At 71.5% G+C, this 14920-nt stretch carries 18 protein-coding genes; 8 read left to right on the plus strand and 10 right to left on the minus strand.

From position 1 onward, the window contains the following. Positions 1 to 2 precede the first annotated feature (2 nt). The 9 genes from HEQ75_RS15270 to rpsF form a co-directional block, all read right to left on the minus strand. On the minus strand, positions 3 to 779 hold the full coding sequence (locus HEQ75_RS15270) for an ABC transporter ATP-binding protein (RefSeq protein ID WP_168032076.1): 777 nt from the start codon (positions 777 to 779) through the stop codon (positions 3 to 5). Further along, the gene (locus HEQ75_RS15275) at positions 776 to 1561 is read right to left on the minus strand and encodes an MlaE family ABC transporter permease (protein WP_168032078.1); all 786 of its coding nucleotides are present in this window, start codon (positions 1559 to 1561) and stop codon (positions 776 to 778) included. Before HEQ75_RS15275 ends, HEQ75_RS15270 begins: the two co-directional genes overlap by 4 nt. A gap of 4 nt (positions 1562 to 1565) precedes the next feature. After that, positions 1566 to 2687 (minus strand): alanine racemase, encoded by a 1122-nt coding sequence (gene alr, locus HEQ75_RS15280; RefSeq protein ID WP_168032080.1) that lies wholly within the window; start codon positions 2685 to 2687, stop codon positions 1566 to 1568. Next, a complete protein-coding gene (locus tag HEQ75_RS15285; protein WP_407925895.1) occupies positions 2677 to 4215 on the minus strand; it encodes a replicative DNA helicase in 1539 nt (512 codons plus the stop codon). The genes alr and HEQ75_RS15285 overlap by 11 nt, the downstream gene beginning before the upstream one ends. 77 nt (positions 4216 to 4292) lie before the next feature. Then, positions 4293 to 5510, minus strand: coding sequence for an SAM-dependent methyltransferase (locus HEQ75_RS15290; RefSeq protein ID WP_168032082.1), 1218 nt, complete (start codon positions 5508 to 5510; stop codon positions 4293 to 4295). 116 nt (positions 5511 to 5626) lie between these two features. Next, positions 5627 to 6199: a 50S ribosomal protein L9 gene (gene rplI / locus HEQ75_RS15295; RefSeq protein ID WP_168032084.1), complete on the minus strand. Its 573-nt coding sequence runs from the start codon at positions 6197 to 6199 to the stop codon at positions 5627 to 5629. An 11-nt stretch (positions 6200 to 6210) separates the two neighbouring features. Next, entirely contained in the window at positions 6211 to 7143 is a 933-nt protein-coding gene (locus tag HEQ75_RS15300) for a hypothetical protein (protein WP_168032086.1), read from the minus strand. A gap of 28 nt (positions 7144 to 7171) precedes the next feature. Then, positions 7172 to 7459, minus strand: coding sequence for a 30S ribosomal protein S18 (rpsR, locus tag HEQ75_RS15305; RefSeq protein WP_168032087.1), 288 nt, complete (start codon positions 7457 to 7459; stop codon positions 7172 to 7174). A 6-nt stretch (positions 7460 to 7465) separates the two neighbouring features. Continuing rightward, positions 7466 to 7945 (minus strand): 30S ribosomal protein S6, encoded by a 480-nt coding sequence (gene rpsF, locus HEQ75_RS15310; protein ID WP_168032089.1) that lies wholly within the window; start codon positions 7943 to 7945, stop codon positions 7466 to 7468. Positions 7946 to 8193: 248 nt separating this feature from the next. On the opposite strand from rpsF, the gene fabD reads away from it, so the two are divergent. Genes fabD through fabG form a run of 3 tightly spaced genes read left to right on the plus strand, consistent with a single transcriptional unit; the run spans position 8194 to position 10777 of the window. Further along, the gene (gene fabD, locus HEQ75_RS15315) at positions 8194 to 9153 is read left to right on the plus strand and encodes an ACP S-malonyltransferase (RefSeq protein WP_168032091.1); all 960 of its coding nucleotides are present in this window, start codon (positions 8194 to 8196) and stop codon (positions 9151 to 9153) included. After that, entirely contained in the window at positions 9150 to 10040 is an 891-nt protein-coding gene (locus tag HEQ75_RS27905) for a GNAT family N-acetyltransferase (protein ID WP_209318581.1), read from the plus strand. Before fabD ends, HEQ75_RS27905 begins: the two co-directional genes overlap by 4 nt. After that, a complete protein-coding gene (fabG, locus tag HEQ75_RS15325; protein ID WP_168032093.1) occupies positions 10040 to 10777 on the plus strand; it encodes a 3-oxoacyl-[acyl-carrier-protein] reductase in 738 nt (245 codons plus the stop codon). Before HEQ75_RS27905 ends, fabG begins: the two co-directional genes overlap by 1 nt. 69 nt (positions 10778 to 10846) lie before the next feature. Here the strand turns inward: fabG and HEQ75_RS15330 are convergent, their stop codons facing one another. Then, positions 10847 to 11059: a hypothetical protein gene (locus HEQ75_RS15330; RefSeq protein WP_168032095.1), complete on the minus strand. Its 213-nt coding sequence runs from the start codon at positions 11057 to 11059 to the stop codon at positions 10847 to 10849. On the opposite strand from HEQ75_RS15330, the gene HEQ75_RS15335 reads away from it, so the two are divergent. The 5 genes from HEQ75_RS15335 (at position 11058) to HEQ75_RS15355 (ending at position 14915) form a co-directional block, all read left to right on the plus strand. Beyond that, positions 11058 to 11294 (plus strand): hypothetical protein, encoded by a 237-nt coding sequence (locus HEQ75_RS15335; protein WP_168032097.1) that lies wholly within the window; start codon positions 11058 to 11060, stop codon positions 11292 to 11294. The genes HEQ75_RS15330 and HEQ75_RS15335 overlap by 2 nt on opposite strands. A 113-nt stretch (positions 11295 to 11407) precedes the next feature. Beyond that, complete coding sequence (locus HEQ75_RS15340; protein WP_092963667.1) at positions 11408 to 11647, plus strand: acyl carrier protein; 240 nt, start codon at positions 11408 to 11410, stop codon at positions 11645 to 11647. 40 nt (positions 11648 to 11687) lie between these two features. Continuing rightward, a complete protein-coding gene (gene fabF / locus HEQ75_RS15345) occupies positions 11688 to 12977 on the plus strand; it encodes a beta-ketoacyl-ACP synthase II (protein WP_168032099.1) in 1290 nt (429 codons plus the stop codon). 76 nt (positions 12978 to 13053) lie between these two features. After that, the gene (gene mltG / locus HEQ75_RS15350; RefSeq protein ID WP_168032101.1) at positions 13054 to 14034 is read left to right on the plus strand and encodes an endolytic transglycosylase MltG; all 981 of its coding nucleotides are present in this window, start codon (positions 13054 to 13056) and stop codon (positions 14032 to 14034) included. Further along, a complete protein-coding gene (locus tag HEQ75_RS15355; RefSeq protein ID WP_168032103.1) occupies positions 14031 to 14915 on the plus strand; it encodes a DMT family transporter in 885 nt (294 codons plus the stop codon). The genes mltG and HEQ75_RS15355 overlap by 4 nt, the downstream gene beginning before the upstream one ends. Positions 14916 to 14920 lie beyond the last annotated feature (5 nt).

Genomic DNA, 14920 nt, shown 5'->3' on the forward strand with positions numbered 1-14920 from the left:
TATTACTTCCGCAATTCCATCTGGATCGGCCCTTCCCGCTCCCCGCGGGCGAACTGGTCCACCATCGCGTTCCCCGTCTCGCCCAGGCTGGCCGCCGCCCCGCGCCAGATGATCTGGCCCCGATGGATCATCGCCGCGTCGTCACCGATGCGCCGCGCGCTGGCCATGTCGTGGGTGATGGAGACCGCGGTGGCGCCAAGCCGCTTCACGCAATCCACGATCAGCCCATCGATCACCGCGCCCATGATCGGGTCCAGCCCGGTCGTCGGCTCGTCGAAGAAGATGATGTCGGGCTCCGCCGCGATGGCCCGCGCCAGGCCGACGCGCTTCTGCATGCCGCCCGAAAGCTCGGCCGGCGAGAGATCGCCGACGCTGGAGGCGAGGCCCACCTGGGCCAGCACCTCCGCCGCCTTGTCGCGCGCCTTGGCACGGCTGATGCGGCGCTGGGCGAGCAGCTTGAAGCACACATTCTCCCAGACCGGCAGGCTGTCGAACAGCGCACCGTTCTGGAACAGCATCCCGATGCGGTCATTCACCGCCTCCCGCTCCGCCCGCGACAGGCGCGAGACGTCGCGGCCATCGATCTCGATCAGCCCCTCATCGGGCGGGATCAGGCCGAGGATGCATTTCAGCGTCACCGACTTGCCGGAGCCCGAGCCGCCCAGGATCACCATGGAATGGCCCGCGCGGATATCGAGGTCGACGCCGTCCAGCACCTGCTTCGGCCCGAAGGCCTTGCGCAGGCCCTTGAGGCGGATCTTGGGGGTGTCCTGGCTCATCGGCTGAACAGCACCGCGGTCAGCACATAGTCCAGCGCCAGGATCAGGATGGAGGAAGCCACCACGGCCGAGGTGGTGGCCCGCCCCACGCCCTGCGCCCCGCCGCCGGAATGGTAGCCGGACCAGCAGCCCATCAGGGCGATGACGAAGCCGAACACGGCGGCCTTGATGAGGCCGGAGACCACATCCGCCACCTGCAGGAAGTCGAAGGTGGCCTTGAGATAGGCGCCGGAGCCGAAGCCAAGCTGCTGCGTGCCGATCAGCCAGCCGCCCATCACCCCCAGCGTATCCGCCACGATCACCAGCAGCGGCAGCGCCAGCGTGCCGGCCAGCAGCCGTGGCGCCACCAGGTATTTCATCGGGTTGGTGGACAGGGTGGACAGCGCATCGATCTGGTCCGTCACCCGCATGGTGCCGATCTCGGCGGCGAAGGCGGCGCCGATGCGCCCGGCCACCATCAGCCCGGCCAGCACCGGGCCGAGTTCACGAGTGATCGACAGCACCACCACATTGGCCACCGCGCCTTCCGCGTTAAATCGCGCAAAACCGGTGTAGGATTGCAGCGCCAGCACCATGCCGGTGAACACCGCGGTCAGCGCCACCACCGGCAGGCTGAACCAGGCGATCTCGATGAAGGCCTTCAGGAACAGCCGGCCATAGAAGGGCGGCCGCACCAGATGGCTGATGGCCTCCGCCGCGAACAGGGCGATGGCGCCGGTGCCGCGCAGCAGCGCGATGACGGCGCGGCCGATGGCCGCGACCGGGTCCAGGATGCGGTCCAAGACCTCAGGCGCCGCCAAGGAAGCGGCGCTGGTAGCGCGAACCGAGCGAGGTCAGCACCTCATAGCCGATGGTGCCGCAGCGGGCGGCAATGTCGTCCGGCGTGTTGCCCGCGCCGCCGACCAGCATCAGCCGGTCGCCGGGGGCGAGGTCGGGGCATTCCGTCGCGTCGAAAATCGTCAAATCCATCGAGACCCGGCCAATGAGCGGCACGGCGCGCCCCTGGAACAGCGCCAGGGACCGGCCGGTCAGGCTGCGAAGGTAGCCATCGGCATAGCCTGCTGCAACGGTGGCCAGCCGCATGGGCCGATCGGCGGTGAATCCGGCGCCGTAGCCCACCGTATCGCCCGCCCCGATCCGGCGGATCTGCAGCACCGGAACCTCCAGCACCGCGACCTGGCGCATCGGGTTGGGCGCGCCGGGGGTGGGGTTGATGCCGTACAGCGCGCAGCCCGGCCGGGCGAGGTCGGAACGGAAATCCGGCCCGAGGAAGAGGCCCGAGGAATTGGCCAGGCTGCGCGGCACGCCGGGCGCGATGGCGGCAGCGGCGGCGGCGAAGCGCCGCGCCTGCAGCGCATTCAGCGGATGCGCCGGCTCATCCGCGCAGGCCAGGTGGGTCATCACGAAGCGCAGGTCGAGCCCGGCCAGCAGGCCGCGATCGGCGGCCAGCGCCGCCTGTTCCGCCGCATCCAGCCCCAGCCGCGCCATGCCGGTATCCAGGTGCAGCAGCACCGGCCGCGGCGTGCCGGCGGCACGGCCGGCGGCCGCATGGGCCAGCACATCCGGCAGCCCGTTCAGCACCGGCCACAACCCGGCCCCGCCATCGGCGCCCGGGGGGAAGCCGTTCAGCACGATGATGCAGGGCGCCGGCCCCAGCGCCGCCCGCAGGGCCAGGCCCTCCGCCCGATGCGCCACGAAGAAGGTGGTGCAGCCGGCCGCGTGCAGGGCGCGCGCCACCGGCACCGCGCCGAGCCCGTAGCCATCCGCCTTCACCACCCCGGCGCAGGGCGCGCCATGGCGGGCGGACAGGTCGCGCCAATTGGCAAGGAGGGCCGCGAGGTCGACCGTCAGCACCCCCTGCCCCGCCCCGATCAGGCCGGCCTCGATCGCCCCGGCCTCAATCCCCATAGCCACCATCATGCTGCATATCGAGGTCGCCGAAGCGGGTGAACTCGGCTTCGAAGAACAGGCGGATGGTGCCGGTCGGGCCGTGGCGCTGCTTGGCGACGATCAGCTCCGCCTTGTTGTGCGCCTGCTCCATATCGGTCTGCCACTTCTCCATCGCCTCGGAGAATTTCTGCGGGTTGTCGAAGGTCAACTCCTTCGGCTGGCGTGCCTGGAGATAGTATTCATCGCGGTAGATGAACATCACCACGTCGGCATCCTGCTCGATCGACCCTGATTCACGCAAATCCGAGAGCTGTGGCCGCTTGTCCTCCCGCTGCTCCACGGCACGGGAAAGCTGCGACAGGGCGATGACGGGGACGGACAATTCCTTGGCGATGGCCTTCAGCCCCTGGGTGATCTGGCTGATCTCCTGCACCCGGTTCTCCGGCTTGCTGCCGGCGGCCGGCCGCATCAGCTGCAGATAATCCACGATGATGAGGTCCAGCCCCTTGGTCCGCTGCAGCCGCCGGCAACGGGTCCGCAAGGCCGAGATGGTGATGGCCGGCGTGTCGTCGATGAACAGCGGCAGCTGCTGCAGCTCGCGGCTGACTTCCAGGAACTTGTCGAAATCGCGCTGACTGATCTCGCCGCGGCGGATGCGGTCGCCGGAGATCCGGCTTTCCTCCGACAGCAGGCGGGTGGCCAGCTGGTCGCAGGACATTTCCAGCGAGAAGATGGCGACGCCGCCGCGGGGCACCGCATTCGGGTCCTTCTCCCGCGCCGCGCGCAGCACCGCGCGGGCGCCGCCGAAGGCGACCTTCACCGCCAGCGCGGTCTTCCCCATGCCCGGCCGGCCGGCCATGATGAGAAGGTCCGAAGGGTGCAGGCCGCCCAGCTTGGCATCCAGGTCGCGCAGCCCGGTCGACAGGCCGGCGACGCCGCCGGGGTTGGAGAAGGCCTTCTCCGCATGCTGCACGGCGGTGGCCAGGGCGCGTTCGAAGCTGACGAAGCCGCCGCCCGATTCGCCCGACTTCGCCAGGTCGAACAGCGCCTGCTCCGCGCTTTCCATCTGCAGCTTGCCGTCGAGTTCCGGCTCCGCCCCGAAGGCGCGATTGACGATGACCTCGCCGAGGTCGACCAGCTGCCGGCGCAGCCAGGCATCATGGATGACCTTGCCGTATTCGCCGGCATTGATGACGCCCACCATCGCGGTCAGCAGCTGGCCGAGATAGGCGACGCCGCCCACCTCATCCAGCAGGCCGGAGCCCTGGAATTCCGCGCGCAGCGTCACCGCGTCGGCCAGGTGGCCGGCCTCGATGCGGCGCTGGATCGCGGCGTAGATGTGGCCGTGCACGGCATCGGCAAAGTGGTCGGCAGCCAGGAATTCGGAAACCCGTTCATAGGCCTTGTTGTTGGCCAGCAATGCGCCGAGCAGCGCCTGCTCGGCCTCCAGATTGGCGGGGGGCAGGCGCTGCGACAGGCCAAGCAGCCCGTCGCCCAGTTCCATCTCGCGGCCAGGGGTGCCGCCGATCGGTCCAAAAGTGTTCATCGCCCCATCCTAGCGCGCCGGCGGAGTCGCGCGCGCCCCGTCCCGTCTGGGGATTGCTGTGGATAACGGGGGTGGAATCACCCGGCGGGCGCGGCGGCCAGGGCGCGCTCCGCCTCCAGCATGTAGTCCCGCGTCAGCGGCACCGCGTCGATGCGGCGGCTGACCTGCAACTGCCAGTTGATGAGACCGCCCTGGCGGAAGCTGGCCTCGCTGGCCGCGAGGTAGAATTCGAACATGCGGCAGAAGCGTTCGTCATAGAGCGACTGGATGGCGTCGCGGTTGGCGGCGAAGCGGCGGCGCCATTCCTGCAGGGTCAGGGCATAGTGCAGGCGCAGGATCTCGACATCCGTGGCCCAGAGCCCGCTGCGTTCCACCGCCGGCAGCACCTCCGACAGCGCCGGGGAATAGCCACCGGGGAAGATGTAGCGGGTCAACCACGGGTTGGTGCTGCCCGGCCCGTCGCGGCGGCCGATGGCATGCACCAGCGCCACGCCATCCGGCTTCAGCGCCCGCGCCAGTGTGCGGAAGAAGGCCGGGTAGTTGACGATGCCGACATGCTCGAACATGCCGACCGAGACGATGCGGTCCACCGGCCGCCTCCAGGCGCGGTAGTCCAGCAATTCGAAGCGGCAGCGATCCGCCAGCCCAGCCTCCGCCGCCCGCCGCCGGGCCTCCCGCAGCTGTTCCTCGGACAGGGTGATGCCGGTGACGCGCACGCCGTGGTCGCGGGCCAGGGTCAGCGCCATGCCGCCCCAGCCGCAGCCGATGTCGAGCACCTCCTGCCCCGGGGCCAGGCGCAGCTTCGCGGCGATGTGGCGCTTCTTGGCGGCCTGGGCTTCCTCCAGGCTTTCCTGGCCGGTCGGGAAATAGGCGCAGGAATATTGCCGGTCCCGGTCCAGGAACAGGGCGTAGAGCCGGCCGTTCAGGTCATAGTGGTGGGCCACGTTGCGGCGCGCCCGCGGCGCCGGGTTCAGCTGGTCCAGCCGGCGCCTTGCCTGGCGCCACAGTGCGCGAAGCGCCTCCACCGGGTGCCCGGTGGGCTCGGCCATGTTGGCCATCAGCAGGTTCAGCAGGTCGAGCAGCCGGCCATCCAGCGGCTCGATCGCCCCGTCCATGTAGCTTTCGCCGAAGGAAAGCCCCGGATTCGTCACCAGCCGCCAGGCGGCGCGGCGCGTCAGGATGCGGAAGCCGGCTTCCGGCCCGGTGCCATCGCCATAATGGCGGATGCGGCCATCAGGGTACTGGACAGTGAGGCGCCCGTGCCGGATGGCGCGGGCGAGCACGGCATGGAGCATGGCGACCCCCTTCGCGGGGCCGCGCAGCGATCCCATCGGCCCCCGGATGGGGGTCGATATGGAAAGACGCGATTCGTTAATCCAGACCCCGGGGCGATCACCCCGGGGTGCAAGGATCAATCGCGGTCGGAGGCGGCACCCAGTTCGGCCAGCTCGGCGGCCAGCTCGGCCTCCAGGCTTTCCTCCTCCGCCTGGTCGGCGGCGCGCAGATCCTCGCCGCGGGCCTGCTTCTCGGCCTCCTCGACGGAGCGGGCGACGTTCACGCCCACCTGGATATGCACTTCCGGGTGCAGCGCGACGCGCACCGGGGTCAGGCCCAGCTGCTTGATCGGCTGTTCCAGCAGCACCTGGCTGCGCTCCAGAGTCAGGCCGGATTCCTTGCAGGCATCGGCGATGTCGCGGCCGGAGACGGAGCCGTACAGCGCCCCGCTTTCGCCGGCGGAGCGGATGATGACCACGGTCAGGCCGTGCACCCGCTCGGCCACCCGCTCTGCCTCGCCGCGGCGCTTCAGGTTCTGCGCCTCCAGCTGGGCCCGCTCGCGCTCGAACCGCGCCAGGTTTTCCTTGTTCGCGCGGATCGCCTTGCCCTGGGGCAGCAGGAAATTGCGCGCATAGCCGGGACGGACCGTGACCCGCTCGCCCATCTGGCCGAGCTTCTCGACCCGCTGCATCAGGATGACTTCGATCATGGCTGCACCGTTCAGCTTCGGGGGGGCGCAGCGCGCCGGGCCCGTGTTCCGTTGAGAATATCGTAGAAACCGTATCCGGCGACGCCCAGCGCCACCGGAACGGACAGGATCAGCAGCGCCGCATAGGCGGCGCCGAGCAGGAAGGGCCGGCCCGGCAGGCCGGCGGTGGCGCGGTGGAAGCCGGCCAGGCCGTGCAGGAAAACCGGCACCAGCAGTACCAGCAGCAGCGACAGCGGCACGGCATCCGCCCCGTCATCGGCCGCCAGCCAGAAGCCGAAGGCCAGCGCCACCGGCACCGCATACCAGGCCGGCAGCCGCGCCTTCTGCCAGGCCGGGGCGGCGGGGATCACCCCGCCGCGCCGCAGCAGGAAGGCCGCCAGCGCGGCATTGGCCAGCAGCGCCATGGCCGCCCAGAAGCCGATCGCCGCGGCCTTGATGCGCACCAGCTCCGCCACCACCGACTCCGGCGCGGACAGGCCCATGCGGGCCAGCCCGGCCTCGGCGGCGGCGCGCAGGGCGCCTTCCATGCCGCCTTCGAAATCCGCCAGCAGCAGCGCCGCCAGCAGGACCCCGGCCGCCGGGATCAACCCGAGCAGCGCGAAGGCCAGCCCCAGCGCGCCGTCGCGGGCGGCCAGCACCAGCAGCCCGGCCGGCAGGCCGAACAGCGCCAGGAACAGGCCGAGCCCGATGGCGCTGCCGGAGAGCAGCAGCAAGGCCGCGGAAGCGACCAGCGCCAGCAGCACCGCCACCGGCCCGAAGCCGATGCCGGCCGCGAACAGGGGCAGCGGCGTGAACCACAGCGCCAGCCCGCCCAGCGGCAGGCCCCGGAAGGCCCACAGCGCGACCAGGGCGGTCAGCAGGCCGCCGGCCGCACCCGCGAGCAGGCGCGGGTCGGACGCGATGCCCCCACCCTGCCCAGCCCGATGCGGCATGCTGCCGGTCACGTCCCTTGGCCTCGCCCGTCCCGCGTGATCAGTCGTTGATCACGTAGGGCAGCAGGGCCAGGAAGCGGGCCCGCTTGATGGCGTTGGCCAGCTCGCGCTGCTTCTTGGCGGACACCGCGGTGATGCGGCTCGGCACGATCTTGCCGCGCTCGCTCAGGAAGCGGGACAGCAGGCGCACATCCTTGTAGTCGATCTTCGGCGCATTCGGGCCGGAGAAGGGGCAGGATTTGCGGCGGCGGTAGAAGGGCCGGCGCGCGCCCACGGCGGGGCGGCGCTGGGCGGGGTTCAGGGCGATGTCTTCGCTGCGGTCGGACATGGTGACTTACTCCTCGCCCCCGGGGCCCATTTCCATCTCGTCGCGCGGCCGGGCGCGGAATTCCTCGCGGTCGTCGCGCTCGCGGCCACCGGTGCGGCCGGAGCTGAAGCGGCCGGCCGGGCGCGGGCCACGGAAGCCGCGCTCACGCTCGCGGTCGTCGGAGCGGCGGGCCAGGATGGCGGAGGGCGCCTCGTCGATCGCCTCGATGCGCAGCGTCAGGCTGCGCAGCACGTCCTCGTTCAGGCCGAGCTGGCGCTCCACCTCGAGCAGGGCGGCCGGGGTCGCTTCCAGGCCCAGCAGCATGTAGTGGGCCTTGCGGTTCTTCTTGATGCGGTAGGCGAGGCCGCGCAGGCCCCAATACTCCCGCTTCTTGATCTCGCCGCCATTCTGTTCGGCCAGCGTGGCGGCAACCTGGTCGGCGATCGCTTCGACCTGCTGCTGCGTCACATCGTTGCGTGCCAGCAGCACGCATTCATACAAGGGCATCCGGGTCCCTCCGGCTGTCTCAGCCCCGCGGCCCCCGGCACCATGCCAGGAACACGCACGAACGGGCATAGCCGGGACCGATGCCTCGGGTCCCGGCAGGGAAGCGGGGCGTAAAGCACGGGCGCAGGCGCGGGGCAAGGGGAATATCCGCCCGCCCGTCCGCCGGGGCCCGCCCGGGCCTTGACGCCGCCGCCCGCACCGCCCTAGGCCGCGCGGGGAAATTCCAGACAGCAACGCACGGAACCACAATGGCGCTCGCCTTCACCTTCCCCGGCCAGGGCAGCCAGGCCCCCGGCATGGGCCGCGATCTCGCCGCCGCCTTCCCCGCAGCGCGGGAGGTGTTCCAGGAGATCGACGAGACCCTGAAGCAGAAGCTGTCGAAGCTGATGTTCGAGGGGCCGCCCGAGGAGCTGACGCTGACCACCAACGCCCAGCCGGCGCTGATGGCCGTCTCGCTCGCCGTGCTGCGCGTGCTGGAGAAGGAAGGCGGCTTCGTCCTGCGTGACCGCGTGGCGCTGGTGGCGGGCCATTCGCTGGGCGAATACGCGGCGCTGGCCGCCGCCGGCAGCTTCAGCCTGGCCACCACCGCCCGCCTGCTGCGGCTGCGCGGGGATTCGATGCAGAAGGCGGTCCCGGCCGGGGAAGGCGCCATGGCCGCGCTGCTGGGGGCGGAGCTGGAGCAGGCGACCGCCATCTGCGCCGCCGCGGCGGCGGACCCGGTGACGGGCGGGCGCCAGGTGGTGGAGGTGGCGAACGACAATGGCGGCGGGCAGATCGTCATCTCCGGCCAGGCCGCGGCGGTCGACCGCGCCATCGAGGGGGCCAAGGCCGCCGGCGTGAAGCGCGCCATGAAGCTGCCGGTCTCCGCCCCCTTCCACTGCGCGCTGATGGCGCCGGCGGCGGACGCCATGGCCGAAGCCCTGGCGGCAGCCGAGATGCGCGCCCCGCTGGTGCCCCTGGTGGCCAATGTCTCCGCCGCCAAGGCGACCGACCCGGCGGCGATCCGCGACCTGCTGGTGCGCCAGGTGACCGGCACGGTGCGCTGGCGCGAATGCATCCTGGCGATGGGCAGCATGGGCTGCGAGCAGTTCGTCGAGATCGGCTCCGGCCGGGTGCTGACCGGGCTCATGAAGCGCCTGGCGCCGGAGGCCCGGGCCAGCGCCATCGGCACCCCGGCCGATATCGAAGCCTTTCTCCGGTCGCTGTGACGCATTGGTTCGACCTCACCTCCCAGCCGAGCGCGGAGGAGGAGAAGGCGGTCCGGGACGCGCTGTGGCAGTTCAATGCCGGGGCCGGCCATCCGCGCGACCGGCAGGGCCTGTCGCTGCTGCTGCGGGATGCGGCCGGCACCGTGGTGGGCGGGCTGCTCGGCGCCACCGGCTGGGGCTGGTGCTACATCGAGAACCTGGCCGTGCCGCCCGCCCTGCGCGGCGCCGGCTGGGGCCGCCAGCTGATGCAGGCGGCGGAGGCCGAGGCACGGCGCCGCGGCTGCACCGGCATCCGGCTCGACACCTATAGCTTCCAGGCCCGCGGCTTCTACGAGAAGCTCGGCTTCGGCGTCGTCGGCCAGATCGAAGACTGCCCGCCGGGCCATACCCGCTTCACCATGACCAAGCGTCTGGACCGGCCCGCAGCCGCCGCCACCCCCTGGCCGGATGCGGCCACGCCGCGCGCCATCATCACCCGGGGCGAGGCCAACCTCGTGCCGGTGCTCTTGGCCGGGCTCAGCGCCCATGCCGTGACGCAGGCCGGCCCGCACGGCCATGCGCCCTTCAGCCTGGCGGTGCACCCTCCCGGCGAGGCCGCGCCGGTGGGCGGGCTGTCCGGCTCCTTCTTCTACGACTGGCTGTTCATCCAGTACTTCTTCCTGCCGGAGGCGCTGCGCGGCCAGGGCCTCGGCCGCGCCCTGATGCAGCAGGCGGAGGCCGCGGCGCGGGCGCGAGGCTGCGCGGGCATCTGGCTCGACACCTTCAGCTTCCAGGCCCTGCCCTTCTACGAGGCGCTCGGCTACCGGCAGTTCGGCCGGATCGACGATTTCCCGCCCGGCCAAAGCCGGCACTACCTGATGAAGCGCCTCAAGGACGGAGAAGCCTGATGTTCGACCTTACCGGCAAGGTGGCGCTGGTCACCGGCGCCACCGGCGGCATCGGCGCCGCCATCGCCACGGCCCTGCATGCCCAGGGCGCCAGCGTCGCGCTGACCGGGCGGCGGGAGGCGGAGCTGGCGGTGCTGGCCGAGACGCTGGGCGGGCGGGTGCAGGTGGTGCCGGCGGACCTCGCCGACCCGGCGGCGCCGGCCGCCCTGGTGGAGCAGGTGGAAGCCGGGCTCGGGCCGCTCGACATCCTGGTGAACAATGCCGGCTTCACGCGGGACATGCTGGCGCTGCGCATGGGCGATGCCGATTGGAACGCGGTGCTGGAGGTGGACCTGACCGCCCCCTTCCGCCTCGCCCGGTCGGCGCTGCGCGGCATGATGAAGCGCCGCTCCGGCCGCATCATCTCCATCGCCAGCATCGTCGGCGTCACCGGCAATGCCGGCCAGGCCAACTACGCCGCCGCCAAGGCCGGGCTGATCGGCATGAGCAAGTCGCTGGCCCAGGAAGTGGCGACGCGCGGCGTCACGGTGAATGTGGTGGCGCCCGGCTTCGTGCAGACGGCGATGACGGACGCGCTGCCGGAAGCCGCCCGCACCGCGCTGCTGGCGCGCATCCCGACCCAGCGCATGGGCACGCCGGCGGACATCGCCGCCGCCGTGGCCTATCTGGCCAGCCCGGAGGCCGCCTGGGTCACCGGGCAGACGCTGCATGTGAATGGCGGGATGGCGATGATCTGAGGCCCGCGGCCCCCGCCCTTGGCCTGGCGGGGGCCGGGTGCCTCCGGCGGGGCGATTCCCGCTTCGCCCTCAGCGGTCGCGGCGGAGCGCGATGCGCCTTGCCTCGTCCCGGGTCAGGCCGATATCGGCGAGCAGCCGGGTATCGAGCGAAAGCAGGTCCCGGCGCCACGTCTCGGCACCGGCCAGCTGGCGCAGGATGCGCCGCAGCAGGCCGGGGCGGCGGGTGGTGGGGGCAGGGCGGGTCCGGGCACGGGCGCCGGCCAGCGTCAGGCTGTGCGACATGGTGCGGTTCCTTGTTGCGCGGCGGCCTTGGTGGCCGCTGCTGCACCGCAACATGCCCGAGTCAGGTTTCCCGGTGATGTCGCAACCATGCCCGGCGCGTTTCACGCATGAAGGCGCCGATGACATGGCTGAAATGACATGGCTGAAACCGCCATTCCGCCGCCGCCGGGCAACATCTGCGGCAGGAAAGGCGCAGCAAGACGTCGCGGGACGCTTGCAAGCCGCCGCCGCCTAGGCCAAGTGACGCTTCCATGTTAAGCCGCGCCGCCCCGGACCCGGAAGCCCCGGATCGGACCAGGATTCGGGCGGCCCGACGCGCACGGCAGCACCAGCAGGAGACATCGCGGGATGAGCGACACCGCCGACAAGGTGAAGAAGATCGTTGTGGAGCACCTCGGCGTCGAGGAGTCGAAGGTGACCACCGAGGCGTCGTTCATCGACGATCTGGGCGCGGACAGCCTCGACACCGTCGAGCTGGTGATGGCCTTCGAGGAGGCCTTCGGGGTCGAGATCCCGGACGACGCGGCGGAGAAGATCACGACCGTCAAGGACGCGATCGACTACATCGAGAAGCAGAAGTCCGCCTGATTTCAAGCGGCCGGGACTAGGCAGGGTAGGGGAAGCAGCGGTGTTCGGTCATCTCGTTGCGCCGCGGCGCGTCGTCGTCACGGGCATGGGTATCGCCTGCCCGCTGGGCCTGGGTGTCGAGAATGTCTGGAAGCGCATGCTGGCCGGCGAAAGCGGGCTGGCGGCGATCCAGAACTTCGACACCAGCGCCCTGCCGGCCAAGATCGCCGGCCAGGTGCCACTGGGAACCAGGGCCGAGGGCAAGCTCGACATCAACGAGTGGATCCCGGTCAAGGACCAGAAGAAGATGGACCGCTTCATCCAGCTGGCGCTGGTGGCGGCCACCGAGGCGGTCGAGGACAGCGGCTGGAACCCCGGCGAGGACCGGGAGGAGGATCGCTGCCGCACCGGCGTGATGATCGGCTCCGGCATCGGCGGCTTGCCGACGATCTATGAGGCCTCGACGCTGATCGCGCAGGGCCGGACGCGGCGCATCTCGCCCTTCTTCATCCCCTCCGCGCTGATCAACCTGGCCTCCGGCCACGTCTCCATCAAATACGGCTTCAAGGGCCCGAACCACGCGGTGGTCACGGCCTGCGCCACCGGCGTGCATGCGCTGGGCGATGCCGCGCGGCTGATCGCGCTGAACGATGCCGATGTCATGGTCGCCGGCGGCGCCGAGGCCGCGGTGGCGGAGATCGGCATGGCCGGCTTCTGCGCCTCCCGCGCCCTGTCCACCGCCTTCAACGACGATCCCACCAAGGGCAGCCGCCCCTGGGACCGCGACCGCGACGGCTTCGTCATGGGCGAAGGCGCCGGCGTGCTGGTGCTGGAGGAGTTGGAACACGCCAAGGCGCGCGGCGCCAAGATCTATGCCGAGGTGATCGGCTACGGCATGTCCGGCGACGCCTACCACATCACGGCGCCCACCGAGGATGGCGACGGCGCCTTCCGCGCCATGCGCGCGGCGCTGAAATCCGCCAGCCTGGAGCCGTCGCAGATCCAGTACGTCAATGCCCACGGCACCTCCACGCCGATGGGCGACGACCTGGAACTGCAGGCGGTGGAGCGGCTGTGGGGCGATGCGGCGAAGCACCTCGCCATGTCCTCCACCAAATCGGCCATCGGCCACCTGCTGGGCGCGGCCGGCGCGGTGGAGGGCATCTTCTCCATCCTGGCGATCCGCGACGGCGTGGCGCCACCGACGCTGAACCTGGAAAACCCCTCCCGCGAGAGCCCGATCGACCGGGTGGCGAAGCAGGCCCAGGAGCGGCCGATCGAGACCGTGCTCTCGAACAGCTTCGGCTTCGGCGGCACCAACGCCAGCATCATCTTCCGCAAGGCGGCCTGAGCGGGCCGCGCGGCGGCTTGCCAGGGATGAACGGGACGATGGACCGGACGATGGAACCGGACGGCAGGACGCAGCCATGCGCCGCTTGATCGCCCTGGTCCTGCTTCTGCTGCTGCTCGGTGGCGCCGGCGCCGGCGCCTTCTGGTATGCGCGCCAGCAATGGACCGCGCCGGGGCCCCTGGCGCAGCCGACGCAGATGGTGGTGCCGCGCGGCGGCACCGCCGCCATCGCCGATGCGCTGGCCGAACGCGGCATCATCGCCCAGCCGCTGGCCTTCCTGGCCGCCACCTGGCTGACCCGCGCGGAAGGCCCGCTGCGCGCCGCCGAGTTCCAGTTCCCCGCCCGCGCCAGCCTGCGCGAGGTGCTGCAGGTGCTGCGGGAAGCGCGGCCGGTGCAGCGCCGCCTGACCATTCCGGAAGGGCTGACGGTGCAGCAGATCGCCCGCCTGCTGGAAGCGGCGGAGGGCATGGTGGGCGACATCCCGGCCTTCGCCGAGGGCGAAATCCTGCCGGAGACCTATGCCTACCAGTGGGGCGACAACCGCGCCGCGCTGCTGCGCCGGGCGAAGCAGGCGATGGACCAGGCGCTGGCCGAGGCCTGGGCTGCCCGCGCGCCCAGCCTGCCGCTGGCCACGGCGCGCGAAGCCCTGATCCTGGCCAGCATCGTCGAGCGTGAGACCGGCCAGCGGGAGGAACGCGCCCGCGTCGCCGGCGTCTTCATCAACCGGCTGCGGCGCGGCATGCCGCTGCAATCCGACCCCACGGCGGCCTATGCCGCCGCCGATGGCGGGGTGCTGGACCGGCCGCTGACGCGGGCCGACCTGGATCGCGACCACCCCTTCAACACCTACCAGATCCGCGGCCTGCCGCCCGCCCCCATCGCCAGCCCCGGCCGCGCCGCGATCCGCGCGGTGACGCGGCCGGAGACGACGGAGTTCATCTATTTCGTCGCGGATGGCACCGGCGGACACGCCTTCGCCCGCACCCTGGAGGAGCATAACCGCAACGTCGCCCGCTGGCGGGAGATCGAGCGGGCCCGCGCCGCCTCGGGCAGATGACGCAACCCGCCCTGTTCACCGGCCCGGCGCTGTGGTGGCGGCTGCTGGTGATCGGCGGGCTGTGGGGCTGTTCCTTCCCGCTGCTGCGCCTTGTCGCGGCGGAAATGTCGCCCTTCGCACTGGCCGCCTGCCGCGGCGGCTTCGCGGCACTCGCGGTCTTCGGCTTCCTGGCCCTGTCCGGCCAGTTGCAGGGCGGCTGGCGGCGCTTCGCCCTGCCGGCGCTGGTGCTGGGCACCTGCAATGGCTGGGTGCCGAACCTGCTGACGGCGCTGGCGCTGGGGCGGATCGAGGCGGCACCGGCGGCGCTGATCCATGCCGGCACGCCGCTGCTGGTGGCGCTGCTGGCCGTGCCGCTGCTGCGCGACGAATTGCCGGGCCGGCGCGGCGTGGCCGGGCTGTTGCTGGGCTTCTGCGGCATCGGCGTGATCCTCGGGCCCGATGCGCTCTCCGGCGCGGCGTCGTTTTCCGGCGGGCTGATGATCCTGGCCTCCGGCGTGTTCTATGCCTTGGGCACCATCTATGCGCGGCGGGCGCGGATCGGCGGGGCGCCGCAGATCGTGCTGGGGCAGCAGGTGGTGGCGGGGCTGGTGGCCGGTGCGCTTTCCGTGCCCTTCGCCGGGCCTGGCGCCTATGCGCAGCCGGCCTGGGTGTTCGGCGTGCTGGCCCTGCTCGGCATCGTCACCTCCGCCCTGCCGCTGACGCTGTTCCTGCGGCTGCTGGCGCGGGCGCGGGTTACCGATGCCTCCATGGTCGGCTACATCCAGCCGCCCTTCGCCGCCGGGGTGGGGGCGCTGCTGCTGGGAGAATGGCCGGAATGGCGGGTGCTGGGCGGCGGGCTGGTGGTGCTGGCGGGGGTGTGGCTGGCGACCTCGCGGCGCTGAGCCGC

It is taken from the genome of Falsiroseomonas selenitidurans, assembly GCF_012103215.1.
In the GTDB taxonomy this organism is placed as follows: domain Bacteria; phylum Pseudomonadota; class Alphaproteobacteria; order Acetobacterales; family Acetobacteraceae; genus Falsiroseomonas; species Falsiroseomonas selenitidurans.

Bases quoted from the DNA above. Each gene is read 5' to 3' on its own strand.
- HEQ75_RS15285 (WP_407925895.1), bottom strand. From the start codon at position 4,215: ATGAACACTTTTGGACCGATCGGCGGCACCCCTGGCCGCGAGATGGAA.
- fabG (WP_168032093.1), top strand. From the start codon at position 10,040: ATGTTCGACCTTACCGGCAAGGTGGCGCTGGTCACCGGCGCCACCGGC.
- HEQ75_RS15290 (WP_168032082.1), bottom strand. From the start codon at position 5,510: ATGCTCCATGCCGTGCTCGCCCGCGCCATCCGGCACGGGCGCCTCACT.
- HEQ75_RS15330 (WP_168032095.1), bottom strand. From the start codon at position 11,059: ATGTCGCACAGCCTGACGCTGGCCGGCGCCCGTGCCCGGACCCGCCCT.
- fabD (WP_168032091.1), top strand. From the start codon at position 8,194: ATGGCGCTCGCCTTCACCTTCCCCGGCCAGGGCAGCCAGGCCCCCGGC.
- HEQ75_RS15340 (WP_092963667.1), top strand. From the start codon at position 11,408: ATGAGCGACACCGCCGACAAGGTGAAGAAGATCGTTGTGGAGCACCTC.
- rplI (WP_168032084.1), bottom strand. From the start codon at position 6,199: ATGATCGAAGTCATCCTGATGCAGCGGGTCGAGAAGCTCGGCCAGATG.
- HEQ75_RS15355 (WP_168032103.1), top strand. From the start codon at position 14,031: ATGACGCAACCCGCCCTGTTCACCGGCCCGGCGCTGTGGTGGCGGCTG.
- mltG (WP_168032101.1), top strand. From the start codon at position 13,054: ATGCGCCGCTTGATCGCCCTGGTCCTGCTTCTGCTGCTGCTCGGTGGC.
- rpsR (WP_168032087.1), bottom strand. From the start codon at position 7,459: ATGTCCGACCGCAGCGAAGACATCGCCCTGAACCCCGCCCAGCGCCGC.
- HEQ75_RS15270 (WP_168032076.1), bottom strand. From the start codon at position 779: ATGAGCCAGGACACCCCCAAGATCCGCCTCAAGGGCCTGCGCAAGGCC.
- HEQ75_RS15335 (WP_168032097.1), top strand. From the start codon at position 11,058: ATGGTGCGGTTCCTTGTTGCGCGGCGGCCTTGGTGGCCGCTGCTGCAC.
- rpsF (WP_168032089.1), bottom strand. From the start codon at position 7,945: ATGCCCTTGTATGAATGCGTGCTGCTGGCACGCAACGATGTGACGCAG.
- alr (WP_168032080.1), bottom strand. From the start codon at position 2,687: ATGGGGATTGAGGCCGGGGCGATCGAGGCCGGCCTGATCGGGGCGGGG.